Origin of the sequence: Maricaulis maris, from assembly GCF_036322705.1 — a bacterium.
In the GTDB taxonomy this organism is placed as follows: Bacteria; Pseudomonadota; Alphaproteobacteria; order Caulobacterales; family Maricaulaceae; genus Maricaulis; species Maricaulis maris_B.
In genome coordinates this window covers 610,727-625,566 of the sequence record NZ_AP027270.1, presented here as the reverse complement: position 1 = coordinate 625,566, position 14,840 = coordinate 610,727, and the positions used below count along the sequence as shown (strand labels likewise).

Annotated in this window: 13 protein-coding genes; 4 read left to right on the top strand and 9 right to left on the bottom strand. The window is 66.0% G+C overall.

Annotation, left to right across the window (positions count from 1 at the left end; translation table 11 throughout):
• Positions 1 to 9: 9 nt before the first annotated feature.
• Positions 10 to 1,299: an adenylosuccinate synthase gene (locus AAA969_RS02760; RefSeq protein ID WP_338243377.1), complete on the bottom strand. Its 1,290-nt coding sequence runs from the start codon at positions 1,297 to 1,299 to the stop codon at positions 10 to 12.
• Between the two features lie 166 nt (positions 1,300 to 1,465).
• Between AAA969_RS02760 and AAA969_RS02755 the strand changes: the two genes are divergently transcribed.
• The gene (locus tag AAA969_RS02755) at positions 1,466 to 2,047 is read left to right on the top strand and encodes a hypothetical protein (protein ID WP_338243375.1); all 582 of its coding nucleotides are present in this window, start codon (positions 1,466 to 1,468) and stop codon (positions 2,045 to 2,047) included.
• 9 nt (positions 2,048 to 2,056) lie between these two features.
• On the opposite strand, the gene AAA969_RS02750 is transcribed toward AAA969_RS02755, so the two are convergent.
• The 3 genes from AAA969_RS02750 to AAA969_RS02740 form a co-directional block, all read right to left on the bottom strand.
• On the bottom strand, positions 2,057 to 2,884 hold the full coding sequence (locus AAA969_RS02750; protein ID WP_338243373.1) for a PIG-L deacetylase family protein: 828 nt from the start codon (positions 2,882 to 2,884) through the stop codon (positions 2,057 to 2,059).
• A gap of 1 nt (position 2,885) precedes the next feature.
• Positions 2,886 to 3,455 carry an acyloxyacyl hydrolase gene (locus AAA969_RS02745; protein WP_338243371.1) on the bottom strand — a complete coding sequence of 190 codons (570 nt, stop codon included), beginning with the start codon at positions 3,453 to 3,455 and terminating at the stop codon, positions 2,886 to 2,888.
• A gap of 62 nt (positions 3,456 to 3,517) precedes the next feature.
• Positions 3,518 to 4,711 (bottom strand): phosphoserine transaminase, encoded by a 1,194-nt coding sequence (locus AAA969_RS02740; RefSeq protein ID WP_338243369.1) that lies wholly within the window; start codon positions 4,709 to 4,711, stop codon positions 3,518 to 3,520.
• 87 nt (positions 4,712 to 4,798) lie between these two features.
• On the opposite strand from AAA969_RS02740, the gene AAA969_RS02735 reads away from it, so the two are divergent.
• The 3 genes from AAA969_RS02735 to AAA969_RS02725 all read left to right on the top strand — a co-directional run bounded on the left by AAA969_RS02735 (position 4,799) and on the right by AAA969_RS02725 (position 8,444).
• Positions 4,799 to 5,947 (top strand): aminotransferase class V-fold PLP-dependent enzyme, encoded by a 1,149-nt coding sequence (locus AAA969_RS02735; RefSeq protein ID WP_338243367.1) that lies wholly within the window; start codon positions 4,799 to 4,801, stop codon positions 5,945 to 5,947.
• The gene (locus tag AAA969_RS02730) at positions 5,944 to 6,846 is read left to right on the top strand and encodes a DMT family transporter (protein ID WP_338243364.1); all 903 of its coding nucleotides are present in this window, start codon (positions 5,944 to 5,946) and stop codon (positions 6,844 to 6,846) included. The genes AAA969_RS02735 and AAA969_RS02730 overlap by 4 nt, the downstream gene beginning before the upstream one ends.
• A 92-nt stretch (positions 6,847 to 6,938) precedes the next feature.
• Positions 6,939 to 8,444 carry a hypothetical protein gene (locus tag AAA969_RS02725; RefSeq protein ID WP_338243362.1) on the top strand — a complete coding sequence of 502 codons (1,506 nt, stop codon included), beginning with the start codon at positions 6,939 to 6,941 and terminating at the stop codon, positions 8,442 to 8,444.
• Here AAA969_RS02725 and thiD read toward each other — a convergent pair.
• From thiD to AAA969_RS02700, 5 genes are all read right to left on the bottom strand, one after another.
• Entirely contained in the window at positions 8,441 to 9,250 is an 810-nt protein-coding gene (gene thiD, locus AAA969_RS02720) for a bifunctional hydroxymethylpyrimidine kinase/phosphomethylpyrimidine kinase (protein WP_338243360.1), read from the bottom strand. The two genes, AAA969_RS02725 and thiD, sit on opposite strands and share 4 nt — an antisense overlap.
• 27 nt (positions 9,251 to 9,277) lie before the next feature.
• A complete protein-coding gene (locus AAA969_RS02715; protein ID WP_338243358.1) occupies positions 9,278 to 10,198 on the bottom strand; it encodes a tetratricopeptide repeat protein in 921 nt (306 codons plus the stop codon).
• Between the two features lie 41 nt (positions 10,199 to 10,239).
• Positions 10,240 to 11,109 carry a hypothetical protein gene (locus AAA969_RS02710; protein WP_338243356.1) on the bottom strand — a complete coding sequence of 290 codons (870 nt, stop codon included), beginning with the start codon at positions 11,107 to 11,109 and terminating at the stop codon, positions 10,240 to 10,242.
• Positions 11,110 to 11,182: 73 nt separating this feature from the next.
• Positions 11,183 to 12,073 carry a LysR family transcriptional regulator gene (locus AAA969_RS02705; RefSeq protein ID WP_338243354.1) on the bottom strand — a complete coding sequence of 297 codons (891 nt, stop codon included), beginning with the start codon at positions 12,071 to 12,073 and terminating at the stop codon, positions 11,183 to 11,185.
• A gap of 105 nt (positions 12,074 to 12,178) precedes the next feature.
• A complete protein-coding gene (locus tag AAA969_RS02700) occupies positions 12,179 to 13,294 on the bottom strand; it encodes a glutathione S-transferase family protein (RefSeq protein WP_338243352.1) in 1,116 nt (371 codons plus the stop codon).
• Between the last annotated feature and the right edge of the window lie 1,546 nt (positions 13,295 to 14,840).

Below are 14,840 nucleotides of genomic sequence, written 5' to 3'. Positions count from 1 at the left end.
TGTGGCGGTTCAGCTCCGGAAGGGGTCCTGCATCAGGATCACGTCCTCGCGCTCCGGCGAGGTCGAGACCAGGGCGATCGGGCATTCGATCAGCTCTTCCAGACGACGGACATATTTGACCGCTTCGGCCGGCAGATCGGCCCAGGAGCGGGCGCCGGCGGTGGAGCCTTCCCAGCCTTGCAGCTCCTCATAGACCGGGGTCACCTTGGCCTGGGCTTCCTTGCCGGCGGGCAGGTAGTCATAGCGCTCGCCATCGAGCTCGTAGGCGACGCAGACCTTGATCGTCTTGAAACCGTCGAGCACGTCGAGCTTGGTCAGGGCGACGCCATGCACGCCACCGACCTGCAGGGTCTGGCGGGTGATGACCGCGTCGAACCAGCCGCAGCGACGCTTGCGCCCGGTCACCACACCAAACTCGCGGCCGCGCTCACCGAGCGACTGCCCGTCGGCGTCGAACAGCTCGGTCGGGAACGGTCCCTCACCGACGCGCGTCATGTAGGCCTTGGCAATGCCGAGGACATAACCGATATCGCGCGGACCGACGCCAGTTCCGGCCGAGGCCTGGCCGGACACGGTGTTCGACGAGGTGACGAAGGGATAGGTGCCGTGATCGACATCGAGCAGCGCACCCTGGGCGCCTTCGAACAGGATTTTCTGGTCGGACTTGATGGCGTCCTTGAGTACGCGCCAGACCGGGGCCGCATAGGGCAGGATCTTCGGCGCGATCTCCGTCAGCTCGGCGACCAGCTGATCAACGCTGTACTCCTCATGGCCGAGGCCACGGCGCAGCGCATTATGGTGGTGGAGGATATCCTTGACGCGCGCCTTGAGGGCGGCCGGATCGGCCAGGTCGATGACCCGAACCGCACGGCGTCCGACCTTGTCTTCATAGGCCGGGCCGATGCCGCGACGGGTGGTGCCAATCGGCTCGCCATCATCCCGGTTCTCGCGCAGGGCATCGAGCTCGCGGTGGATCGGCAGGATCAGGGTCGCGGTCTCGGAGATCTTGACCACCTCGGGAGTAATGACGACACCCTGCTCGGCGATGCGCTCGACCTCGGCCACGAAGGCCCAGGGATCAACCACCACCCCATTGCCGATGACCGACAGCTTGCCGCGGACGACGCCGGACGGCAGCAGCGAGAGCTTGTAGACATTTTCCCCGACAACGAGGGTATGGCCGGCATTGTGACCGCCCTGGAAACGGGCCACCACATCGGCGCGGTGCGACAGCCAGTCGACCAGCTTGCCCTTGCCCTCATCGCCCCACTGGGCACCCACCACGGTTACATTGGCCATGAAAGCCTCCTCGCCTGCAGGCTTGGCACGCGCGCAAGCCCTGTTTGCGGGCCGATTATTTGTCACGAAGCCGTTATTTGGGCCAGACCTGTTTGCAGGAATGCCGTGGATTGAGTAATCTTGTGCGCAGAAATGTGCTGGGGAGCACGATCAAAGGGGACAGAGCATGATTTCTGCAAAATCCGTTCTCGCCGCAGCCGCACTGAGCCTGCTTGGCCTCGGCCCGACACTCGCCCAAGCCCAGGCGCCGCCACCGGACGCTTGCGTCGGCGCGCCTTGGGACGCCTTCGACTTCTGGGTCGGCGACTGGAATGTCTACGCCCCGGACACCGACGAAACGCCCGGCCCCTATCTCGGTCATAATGTCATCGCGCGCATCAATGGCGGCTGCCTGATCACCGAGCACTGGGTCGGGGCCTCCGGCAATGCCGGCGACAGCTTCAATGTCCATGACCCGCTGGTCGGCGAATGGCGCCAGGTGTGGATGAGCAATGGCTGGTATATCGACTATACCGGCGGCCTCGATGACACCGGCGCCATGGTCCTGACCGGCGAGGCCTATACCGTCCAGACCAATAGCCGCGCCCCGCTGCGGGGCACCTGGACGCCGAATGCCGACGGCACCGTCACCCAGCAATTCGACCAGGCCGACGCGGACGGTAATTGGTCGACGATTTTCGTCGGCATCTATGTACCGAAGGCAGACGACCCGCGCGCCGCCGAAGCTGCCGCCGCGCGGGGCGAGTAGGCTGCCGCGCTAGAACTCCACCACGTGGTAGTGCTCCTTGTCGTACAGGCTGTGCACGAACCAGGCGGGGAAGCCGTAGGCGTGGCGGACATAGTCGGACTGGGAGGCGTGAATGCGCCAGGCGCGGATCTTGGCGCCGCCCTCGGCCGGCATGACATGGGTCGGCGCGGGCTGGTTGTCGACGATGAGCTGGCCGGTCTCGCCGCCGAACCGCTGCATCATCCGGCGCGGGGCGAGGATATAGGCGATCGCGCGCGGCGCTGTGTCGGGGTTTTCGGCCCGCAGGCGGCGAACCGCTTCTGTGGCGGCCCGGCCGGCGGTGCGATGGTCAGGGTGATAGGAAAACCCGCTCTCCGGCCAGAAGGTCACGACGAGCTCGGGCTGCCACTCGCGCATCCGCGCCATCAGGCGCTCGACATAGACGTCAAAGTCCGCGTCGGCGAGGCCGCCATCGCGATAGTCCCAGACGTCCTGGGCGGTCAGGCCGATCGCATAGCCGTTCTTGAGCAGTTCGGCCTCGCGCACCGTGCCCAGATCCTCGATCCGGCTCACCTGTGGCAGCGGCGTCCCGTTCTCCCCGCGTGTCGCGGTAATCGAGCGGACCGTGGCGCCGTCCCGGGACGAGGCCCGCAACAGCAGGCCGGTCACGGAGATCTCGTCATCGGGATGGGCAAGTACGGCAAGGACCGAGGATGCCCCCAGCTCACCGGCAATCGACGCGACCCGGGGCACACCCGGCTCCTCGAATTGCTGGTCCAGCCACACCACGACGCCACCAAGGACGAGCGCGACGGCGAGGCCGAGGGCGGCCAGGGCCCGCAAAAGCGGGCGCTTCATGTTAGTTCCCGAAGCGGTAGCCGAGGCGAATGCCCGCATTGTCGAGCGCCTGGTTGCGGCCCGAGGCGAGGATCTGGCCGTGCGAGATGTGCTCGTAATAGGCGCCGATCGACCAGCGCTCATTGAGGTCGTAGTCGAGACCGATGGCGTTGTGGAAGAGGATTTCATTGCCCATCAGCGAGCGTGTCGTTGCCAGGCGGATACGGGTCGGATCGCCGGGAGGCGAGTTCGGGTCGATATCCTCGACGCCGTCATTATAGGACAGGCCGGTGCGGAACTCGAAGTTCAGGTTCTCGGCGACGGCAAAATCCCAAGCCACGCCGGCAGCACCGAAATTGGTCAGGCTGTTGGTGTTGAACGAGCCATAGACGTACGGACGCGGCGACCAGATCACGTCGAGGAAATCCGGCGAGGCGAACAGCAGGTCGAGGGTCACATTCGGACCGTCCTCGACATGGTCGGCGAGGTCATGCGCGGTGACACCGAAGCGGAATTCCAGGCCACGGTCTTCAGCCAGACCGGCACCGGTGATCAGGGCGAAGGCGGCGGCGGTGGTCAGAATATGTTTCATGATTGTCCCCCGGGCCCAGCGACCCGTTTGTTTGACGATTGCCTGCACGGATAAAGCGTGTCTCAGCCCGCGTCCAGCGCTTCGCGATAGGCCCAGTCAAGCCACGGCCCGAGTGCGGCCAAATCATCACGCTCGACCGTCGGCCCGCACCAGATACGAATACCGGGCACCGAGGCGCGGTGCATGGAGATGTCCAGCGCCGCATTCTCGCGCTCGAGCAGGGACGAGATTTTCTTCGTGAGCTCCCATTGCGCCTCCGCACCAGCCGCCATCACGGCTCGGTCGGTGTATTTGAGGCAGACCGAAACCGGCGAGCGATGGGCCGGGGTCTCGCACAGGTAATCGACCCAGTCGGCCCCTTGCACCCAGGCGTCCAGCGCTGCGAAATTCTCCTCGCGACGACGGATCAGCTCCGGCAGACCGCCAATCCGCGACGCCCATTTCAGGGCGGCGAGATAATCCTCGACCGCCATCAGGGACGGTGTGTTCAAGGTCGCGCCTTCATAGACCCCCATATTGGCCTTGCCGTTGGCATGGAGCTGCAACAAGCCCGGAATCGGCCAGTCCGGGCGCCAGGTGTTGAGGCGTTCGATGGCGCGTGGGCTCATCACCAGCATGCCATGCTGGGCTTCGCCGCCCATGCATTTCTGCCAGGAGAAGGTCAGCACATCGATCTTTGACCAGTCGATCCCGACCGCGAAGGCGGCGGAGGTCGCGTCGCACAGGGTCAGGCCTTCGCGGTCGTCCGCAATCCAGTCGAGGTCGGGCACCCAGACGCCGGCGGCGGTGCCGTTCAGGGTGAAGATCGCATCGCGCGCGGGATCATATTGCGCCACGTCCGGCAGGATGCCCGGCTCGGTCTTGAAGACCCGCAAATCCTTCAGCTTGAGTTCGTCTCGGGCGTCATAGGTCCAGCGATTGCCGAACACGTCCCAGGAAAAAACATCGGTGCCGCGCTGGCCGAGCAAGCACCACATTGCCGCTTCCATGGCGCCGGTGTCCGAGCCCGGCAGAAGGGCCACCTTGTAATCCGCGGGCAGCTCAAGGAGCGCGTGGGTGCGCTCGATGGATTCCTTGATGCGCGCGACCGGTGCCCCGGCCCGGTGGGTCCGCGAGAGCGGCGCATCGGCAATCGCGTCCCAGGACCAGCCGGGATATTTCTTGACCGGACCGCAGGAAAACCGCGGATCGGCCGGACGCAGGACCGGCTTGGAATTATCGGTTCGGGTCGCGTCGGACGTTGTCGTATCGGCCAAGTCTCTCTCCGGGAATCGCAAGGGGTCGGGCGCTCATGTTGCAGTGCACGTTGACGCCCTCCCCGGCGCGGGGCAAGAGCTTTCGCCATGATTTCCTTGCCCACCCTTTCGCCCCGGCGCGACCAGTTCGACCTGCCGCGAGACACCTGTTATCTCAACGCAGCCTATATGGGTCCGATGCCGAGCGCCGCGGTCGCGGCAGGCCAGGACAGCTATGCCCGCAAGGGGCAGCCCTGGCATGTTCAGGTCCAGGCTGACTTTTTCGATGCCCCTGAAGCCCTGCGTGCGCAAGCCGCGCGGCTTTTCGGTGCGGCAGCCGACGATGTCGCCCTGGTGCCCGCCGCCTCCTATGGCCTGTCCACGGCCGCGCGCAATCTGGCGCCGGATGCAAAGAGCGAAATCCTCGTCCTTGCCGAACAATTCCCCTCCAATGTCTATGTCTGGCGCGATCTCGCCGCCGCGCATGGCGCCCGCATCCGAACCGTCAACCGAACCGGTGACCAAAGCTGGACCGAGGCGATGCTGGCGGCCATCTCGCCGGCCACCTCGATCGTCGCCTGCCCGCAGGTCCACTGGGCCGATGGCGGCGCGCTCGACCTGGCCGCGATCAGCGACGCGGCCCGCCGTCAGGGCGCGGCCCTGGTGCTCGACCTGACCCAGTCGCTGGGCGTGATGCCGTTCGACCTTCAGGCGATCCAGCCCGACTTCGCGGTCGCCGCGGCCTATAAATGGCTGCTCGGCCCCTATGCGATGGGTTTCCTCTATGTCGCCCCGCACCATCAGGACGGCGAACCGCTCGAGCAGAACTGGATCGTCCGCGACAAGGCCGAGGACTTTGCCCGCCTGGTCGACTATGCCGATGCCCACGCCGCTGGTGCCCGCCGCTTTGACATGGGCGAGCGCTCGAACTTCCAGCTTGTCCCGGCGGCGAGCGTCAGCCTCGACGCCATGCTCGACTGGGGGGCAGATGCCCTGTCCCGGACGCTGGGCGCCAATACCCGCGCGCTTGCAGACCGTCTGGCCCCGCTTGGCCTGCGGGCCGATGTCCCGGACCGCGCCGCGCATTACCTTTGCCTGTCCTTGCCGGATGGCGCGCCGGCCGATCTGGTCAACGCCCTGGCGGCGCACAAGATCTACGTCTCCCAGCGCGGCGACCGCCTGCGGATCACGCCGCACATCTATAACGACGAGACCGACTTCCACCGCTTCGCCAGCGTCCTGGAAAGCCTGCTGTGACCGACCCCGCCGCCCGGCATGTGATCGGCCCGCGCGACTGGCTGGCCCTGCTGGTGCTGACCGTCTTGTGGGGCTCGGCTTTCGCCTTCATCAAGCATGGCGTCGAGACCCTGCCTCCCGGCGCCTTGATCTTCGTCAGGCTCGGACTGGCCGCCTCGATCCTCACCGTCTGGGCCTATGCCCGCGGCCGACGGCTTCCGCCCCTGGCCGATCCGCGCTGGGTGTGGATGGCAGGCCTCGGATTTTTCGGCAATGCCCTGCCCTTCTTCCTGGTCGGCTGGGCCCAGCAGACCATCGACAGCGCCCTTGCCGGTATCCTCGTAGCGACCATGCCTCTGGCAACGGTCGGTCTGGCACATGTCATTGTGCCCGGCGAGCGGATGACCGTGCGCGCGGTCCTTGGCCTGCTGGTCGGCTTCGCCGGCGTTGTCCTGCTGCTCGGCCCCTCGGCCCTCGCCAGCCTTGGCGGCGCCGACACGCTGGCCCAACTGGCCGTGGTCGGTGCCGCCATCTGCTATGCGATCAACGCCATCCAGGCCCGCATGATGCCGGACACACCGCCCTCGATCGCCGGGGCCGGCATGCTGATCACCGGAGCCCTGTTCACCCTGCCGCTCGGCCTGTGGGATTTGCTGCGGGTCGAGGATGTCGCCCCCACGGCCTGGATGGCGACCGCCTGGCTGGCCCTCGGACCGACCGCGATAGCCTCGGTCATCCTGATGCGGGTCGCCCGGACAGCCGGACCGAACTTCCTCGCCACGGCCAATTACCTGACCCCCATCGCGGCCCTGCTGACCGGTCTGGTTATCGGCGAGACGATCGGCTGGATGACCGTTCTGGCGCTCGCCGTCATCCTCGCCGGCGTCTGGCTGGCGCGCAGTGGCCAGAGGGCCGGCTGACACCAAAACCCATCAAGGGTTGCGCAGACCCGCAAGCGGCGAAATTGTTGCAACCGACGGCTGAATCGGACGCCGAGACGGGGGACGCGTGCATGACATCCAGAATCAAGACCAGCATCACGGCGATCGCGACAAGCCTGCTGCTGACCTTCGGCACGCCGGCCCTGGCGGACGAGCCGGTCAATCCCCTGGCGCTGGTCCGGGCCTTCGATACAGCCTTCATGAATGCCGACTGGGATGCGGCGCAGGCAGCGGGCGAAACCCTGCTGGCCAATGACCGCGTCTCCTTCATGCCGGCCGGCTACCGCGCCGATCTGCACACCCGGGTCGGACTGGCCTATGCCTCGGATGGCGACACCGAAGCTGCGGAGCGGCATTGGGCCGAAGCCGAGCTGCTGGGTGCACAACGGCGAAACATCCTGGTCCCCGCGTTCGAGACGGCGATATCGCGGGACGACGGCTCGCTGGCGCTGCGCTATTACCGCGAGCTGGACAGCGGCTTCGGCGAGACCCGCAACACGCTTCGCCTGACACAGGTGCAGTCCATTCCGGACTTCCTGCATGCTGACGGCGAGCATGACAGGGAGGCCGAAGCGCTGGCGCTGATCACGGCCAATTACACGCCCGACAATCCGTTTGCCCACCTCGACAGCCTGACCTATCGCCACATCCGCAGCCGGGTCGAACGGGGCCTGGTGGATGACGCCATGGCCCTGCTGCCCGACATGACCAGTGCAGCGAGCGCCCGTCGCCTGCGGGTGCTGAACCTGTTTGAGCCGCTGTGGAGCCAGCCGGACTTCGACAGCCTGACCGATCTGCGGGCAGAAACGCTCGACCTGCTGGAGCGCAGCCGCGCCGACAGCGCCGCCTATCCCAACCATCTCGAACCGGTCATCGACCAGATGGCCTACCTGGTAGGGCTGGGCCGGCTCGAGGAGGCCAGCGGCCTCGTCAGCACCACCTGGCGACGGATGAGGTCGGGCGAAAGCTTCGAGGATGCCGACGAACAGGCCGCCTGGATGCTCGACCGCTGGGCCCGTATCGAACTCGGGCTTGGACGTATCGCCTTTGGCAAGGCAACGCTGGAACGGGGCAGCAACGTCAATGAAAACGGGATGCTGAATGTGAGCCAGCACATCAATCTCGCCCATCTCGAAGTGGACCTCGGAGAGGATCGCGCCGCCCTCGACCGCCTGTCCGACATGGAAGCGCGCGGGGCCTCGGAGTATGGCTGGTTGCAGGTCCACCTGGCCCGCGCCTGCGCCGCCAGCGCACTCGACGAGCCGGACATCCTGGCGACATCGCTGGCCTTTGCCGAAGAACACCGCGCGCTCGACCCCTGGGGCTATGAAACGCTTCTGATCTGCCTTGGACGCGAGGACGACGCCGCCGCACACATCCTGCAACGGCTCAATGATCCGAGCGAGGCCGAGGCCCTGGTGGTTGACCTGCAACCCCGCGAGCCCCGCTACACCGACCCGGCCTTTGTGCGCTATCACGCGGAGCGGGAAGCCCGCGCCCGGATCCTTGAGCGTCCGGACATCCAGGCGGCAATCGCCCGGACCGGGCGGATCGAAACCGTCCGCATCCGCGACTAGGGCCGCATCACCCAGGCGTGATTGACCGGGCCGTGACCGGCGCCGAAACCGGGTGCGCGGGCGATCGCCTCGTGCAGATAATCCCCGGCCCGGCGGACCGCGTCGGGCAGCGCCGCCCCGTCGGCCAGAAGTCCGGCAATCGCCGATGCCAGCGTGCAGCCGGTGCCGTGCGTGTTGCGGCCCGGCAGGCGCGGACGCTCCATCATTTCGAGACCGCGCGAGGAAACCAGGATATCGCGCACGGTCGGCCCCTCAAGATGCCCCCCCTTGACGAGGGCGGCGCGGGCGCCCATCGCCATCAGCTGATGCGCCGCCTCCATCTGCCCGCCGATATCCTCGATGGTCAGGCCGGTCAGCTTTTCCGCTTCGGGAATGTTCGGGGTCACCAGGTCGGCCAGCGGCAGGAGCCGGTCGCGGATCGCGTCCTCGGTCCCGGCATCGACCAGGGCATCACCCGATGTCGCCACCATGACCGGATCCAGAACCAGCGGGATGCGCGGCTCGCAGGCGTCCAGACAGGCCGCGACCAGCTCGACCACCTCACGATTGCCGAGCATGCCGGTCTTGATCACATCCGCTCCGATATCCGACAGCACCGCCTCGATCTGGGCCTTGATGATGTCAAGCGGAACCGGGTGGATGGCACTGACCCCGAGCGTGGTCTGCACGGTGACCGCGGTGACCGCGGTCGCCGCATAGCCGCCCATGGCGGTCACCGCCTTGATATCCGCCTGGATACCGGCCCCTCCACCGCTGTCGGAGCCCGCGATGATGAGGACCCGGCCCCTGGGTTCGAGATTGTCCATGCTGATTACCCGTGCGTCGCGCGTGATCTAGGGCTCGCGCAAGGCTCTCAGGCGAGCCCGCGCACGAGCGGCTTCGGCGTCGGATATGGCATAGGCGGTCGCCTGATTGTAGAGCTCCGCTGCGGCGTCGCTATCGCCCTGCCCGACGCGGATCTCCGCCAGCGCCACCGTCGCCCGGAAATTCTCCGGCTCGAAGGCCAGCATCTGCTCATAGATCGACGCCGCGGGCGCGAGATAACCGGCATCGTTGAGACAGGCGGCCTGAGCATAGAGCATGTCATCATCCCAGGGACTGTCGGCAACCGCCCGGGCCTCGTTCACACACACACCCGGCGGCATGACGGACGAGGCATCGGACGCGGCGTCATTGCCCTGGGCAAACAAATCGGGCGTTGCGCGCTGAGCCGGCAGCGCCGCGGGCTCGACCGGGTCGGGCTCGGTTGAGGCCATGGCCAGGGGGTCAGGCGCCTGGGCAGACGCCGCGGCATCGCCGGCATCGGCCGATGCCATCGCCGCCCCGGACAGGTCTGCTGCATGCGCGTCATGATCGGCGACAAGCGCCGCTTCAGCGATGTGGACTTGCGGCGCAGGGCCAACAGTCATGCTGACCAGGACACCGCCCTGACGCAGTTCGGCCCGGGCGCCGCTCCAGGCGCGGCTGGCGAACAGGCGCACGATGCCGCCTTGCGGGAGCGGATCAACCGAGACCGCCGCCAACAGGGTGTCCGACGCCGGGCTGATGGCGCGCGGGCGGACCGTCACCCCGTCAAGGATCAGCACCAGACCGCTCTCGCTGACTTCGCTGGTCAGGGCTGTCGGCGGTTCGTCAAAGGCAATCCAGATCTGCCCGGCCTCACCATCAAGGCGGGCGCGCAGATCGGTGAGGTCAGCCGCTGACGGCGCCGTCAGGCCGATCGAGGTCAAAATGACAAGGATGAGTGCTCGCATGGGCCAAGCCTTGGGCTGCGCCGCGTAAAGACGCGGTTAAGTCAGCCGACCTCCGGATCGCGGGCCGCCACCGGCCCGGCATCACATGCATCGAAACCGAAGGCACCGATCAGGGTCCGGTCCGCTTCGCGCACGGCTTCATAGACATAACAGCCCTCGCCGAAGGCCGGCATCTCGCCGCGGACAAAGATCGGGTCGCCCTCGCCATACAGGCCGTCGGCCGCGTCGAGCGGTCGGATCGAATTGATCACGCGGCCGTTCTCCCGCGTCGCACACTCCCAGGTCCGCGTGTCGAGGTCGACAATGCGGACACCGGTCTCGCCACTGGCCATCGTGTAGGCAAAGGAGACGTGCTGGGTGCGGTCACGGAATTCGGCGAGGCAGAGATCGATGACCGGCAGATAGTCCATCAGGTAATTCGTCCAGCGGTCGACTTCGCCGCCCGTCTCGCGACCACAGCCGCTGGCAGTCCGGTCACCGATGGCGAGATCGGCAAAATAGATCAGGGTGTCACCGTCCCGCGCCACACAGGGCCCGGCCTGCAGCTCGACTGCAACCAGCCGCCCCTCGGTGTCATAACCACGGAACTGGCGCAGACCGCCATCAAGATAGGGCATCACGATGTTCAGCTCGGCCTGGACCTGCAAGCCATCGTCGAAGCGCATGTCGAGGCGCGCCCGCGCATCGCCGTCCACATCGATATAGACCAGCTGCCCGTCCCAGTTGGAGTGCCCGGTCAAATCATACCCGGCCGCACTGACCCGGGCGCCGTCGGATGGTGGATAGTTGAAGGCGCCGGCTGCGAGGCCGAGGCCATTGGCGCTGTCGGTCACCGTCGTCGTCGAGGCACAGGCCGCCAGGCTCATGGCCGCCAAACCCAGAAAAAGTGTGCGCAAGATCATTCGTTTCAAGGCCCCCCAAATCTCCCTGACACGGAGGCTAGCACACCCGTTGTGACGGGACACGCCCTCCGGTGGCATCGCCTCAGATGCGCTCGGGGAATTGCTCGGCGAGGAAGTCGACGAACAGGCGGACCCGGTGAGCGAGGTAGCGACTAGAGGGAAAGACCGCCCACAGGAAGCGGTGCTCGGTATCCCAGTCGGCCAGGATTTCGACGACCCGGCCCTCGGCCAGCGCGTCCTCGGCGGCCCAGCGCGGCGAGCAGGCAATGCCGACCCCGGCCGAAGCCGCACTGACCGCAGCAATGGCGCCATTCAGCGACAATCGCCCGTTCACCCGGACCTCGACCTCGTCCTCACCCTGGAGGAATTTGAGCAGTTGTGGCGCCGGCTTGTTGCGGTCGATCACGATCTCATGCTGCGCCAGTTCAGCCGGATGACGAGGCGTGCCGGCGCGGGCGAGATAGTCCGGGGAGGCCAGCACCGCCATGCTGGCCGGGGCCAGCCGCTTGGCGATCAGCGCGCTATCGGGAAGATTGCCGATGCGGATCCCGACGTCGAAACCCTCATTGACCAGATCGACCATGCGATCGGCCAGCGACAGGCGAACCTCGACGCCGGGCCAGTCCGTCATGAATTGCGTGATCAGGGGCATCAGCCGCCGGGCGCCGAAATCGACCGGGGCCGCAACCCGCAGCACACCCGCCGGCGCCGAGCGGGCGTCAGCGACGCCCTGCTCCAGCCCGTCATATTCCGCCAGCCAGGGCCGGACCCGGTCCAGCAGGGCCTCACCGGCATCGGTCAGACGGACCGAGCGCGTGGTGCGTTCAAACAGGCGCGCCTGCAGGCGTTCTTCCAGCGCGGTGATCTGTTTCGAGGCCGCTCCCGGGGTCATGCCCTCGCGGTCGGCGGCCTTGGTGAAACTGCCGAGCTCGGCGACCGAGCAGAAGAGGCGAAGCGCGTCGATCCGGTCCATTTATTCCCCACCAGAAACAGAAAGCTTATCCTCGAGCCATTTATACCAAAACACCACGCTTTCCTATGGAAACCTCAGTCCTGAAGAACCACGCAGGGCGCGGGATTACCCGGCCAGGGCGATCTTGAAATGCCGCCGCTCGAGCCGCACCGGCAACTCGAAATCAACCAGCGCCCCGGCTCCGATGCTGCGCAGCATTTCATCAACCGCGCGCCGGTCCCCGTCAGCCAATCCGTTACGGTAGTCGATGATCCGCTGCAGCATCCAGAGCGGGAAGGGAATGACGGCACGGTCGGTCTCGACGCGGGTCTCGGCATGTCCGATCACTGCCTTGTGGAACCCCAGTATACGAGGCACTTCGGTCCCGGGGGGCTGGTCCTTGGCCCAGCTTCCCAGCGCCTGCGCCGTCTCCAGCAGAACCGGCAATTGCTGCGCAGCAAAACGCTGCAACAATTTCGCGACGCCCTCGGGAATCCGGTCGTCGGGCAGGAAGTCGCCGGTCAGCGAATGCTGCGGCGCATGGCAGGTCTCGGCCCAGCGCGCAACACGCGGCGCGAGGCGGCGCATCAGTTCGCCCGACCTGGGGTCGCGCAGCAAATGCGCATAGAGCGGACCGAGCAGGCCATAGTCGGCAATCGAGGGCCGGGATCCGAACAGGTGGGTGTGCCCGGCCAGATGCGCCTCGAACACGGCGAGGAAATCCTCATAAGCCGCTTCGATGGCGGGGACGCTGTCGGGATTGACCCCGAGACCGACGATCGATCCGGAAAAGAAGCCGACCGCCTTTTCCGCCGCCGCGAACTGCTCCTCGGGCGGCAGGTGCGGATGACTGGTCGCGCCAAATTCCTGCTGCGCGAAGTCGCGGTTATAGGCCCAGCGATAATGCATGGCCGGGATCACCAGCCACTCATCGCCGAACAGCTCGAGGATCATGGCGGCGAGACGCTGGCGCGGCGTGTCCGGATAGACTGACGGGCCGGGCTCATTGGCCTCCACATACTCGATGATCTCGGTCGTGTCCTGCAGCGTGATGCCCGGCCCGGAGCCGTCCTGATGGATCACCACAGGGATAACCGACCAGCCAACGCGCGGCAGGATGTCCGCCTTGAAGACTTCGCGTGTCGACAGGCGCTCGCTGAACGGCACATTCTTCCAGCGCAGATAGCCCCGCACCTTGCCGGTGTAGAGCGAGACAGGCGTTCCGATCAGGGTGTAGGTCATGCGGGGCTCCAAGCGCGGATTAGCCGCCTGAGCCTAGCCTGCTTCGTTCGGGCTTCCAGCCTCTATGACCGTCAACGCGAGGGGAGAGCCAAAGCCGACGAGATGTCGAATATCAGCGACGAGAGACAAAAATATCTCGCGCCTTTGCCACCACTCCGGCCTCATGGCGGGCAACCACACGGTCAACACTGTCAGATGCATTGTCGACGGCCCGCCAGGCGGACCATCCCATGGCCAAGGTGATGAGAACGGCCACCGACCAGCAGGTCAGGGCCAGAGTCCGTGCAAGACCAGTCCAGTCAGAAAGACGCCAATGATCAGGGACTCGGGTCATCAATCTCGTTTCGCCTTGTTGCGTTGACCGTCAGCTTCGGGTCACCAGCATTTTCAACCACGAGCCGGTTTTGCGCAGGTCATATTTGATTAATTTATTGTTTACCTTCGCGCGGCGCGCGATTTTCCCTGAAGTGTGGAGCTTGGGTTGAGTCGCGGCAAAACAGGACCGGGACGGGACCGGCCCCCGGCGCGCATTGCATGGAAGCGTGCAGCAAGACAGCGATATTGAGACATGGACTATCGTCGCGACACGAAGCGCAAACCTGTCGAACAGGGCGCCCGCCAGCACCGCTACCCCCAAACGCACCAACCGCCCGTCCCTTACCCGGCAAGGGGTGAGGAGGCGGGCGGCCGTGTTGCGTCGGTTCCGGGCGGTGAAGCCCGTCGCTTCAGCGTCCCCTGTCTTCCGACCGGGGGTCAGCTTCGCCGTGAGGCGTTGCTGGCATCTTGGCGTCCTGGTCGCCATCCTTGCGAATGGGTCAGTCTCTCCGGTTCGGTGAGCCCTCCGCGCCGGCCCTTGCGGACCCTTGCCTTGGAACCTGGCTTGAAGCCCCGACCCTTGCGAGCCTGATCTTCCTGCCTGCCCGTTGGAAACCGGTTCTTGCGAACCTGCCCCTCCGAGCCATCCTCTCCGGCGATCCCTGGTCCTTGCGGACCACTTCGGTCGCTGTCGACGATTGAAGTAAAGCAGGCCAGACCCGGACCGGCAACGCACGGAAAATGCAATTTCGTGGACAAGTCGCCGGACTTGGTGGAAAACTTTCCACTTTCCGTGGATAAGCTGGTGAAAACTTTCAACAGCCTGATTTCACGTCCTGATTAGCCCAGGCGGGCGTCAGAAAAAACCGGCGTGGACAGTGTGGCGGCGGTTTCTTGCAGTGTCGGGACAGGGGTCCGGCGCGTCGCATGAACCTCCACGAAAAGGATGGAGCGCCCTCCCCCCACCTCCTCCGTCATCCCCCGGATTGTCCGGGGGACCTCACCCAACCGATCGACGTCCGTGACGAGGTCCCCCGGATGCCCGCTTCGCGGTCACCGGGGGATGACGGTGGATGTTGTGCGGCCGCGTCACTCGCAGATCAGCTTTCCCTCAGGCGCGGCGCGCGGAGCGGTCCATGGATCGCTTGTCAGCCAGCAAACCGTCTCCGCAAGCGGTTTATGGTGGGGTTTGCGCAGGTGGCGCGGAGATAGAGGGCACAAATTGTGTCTG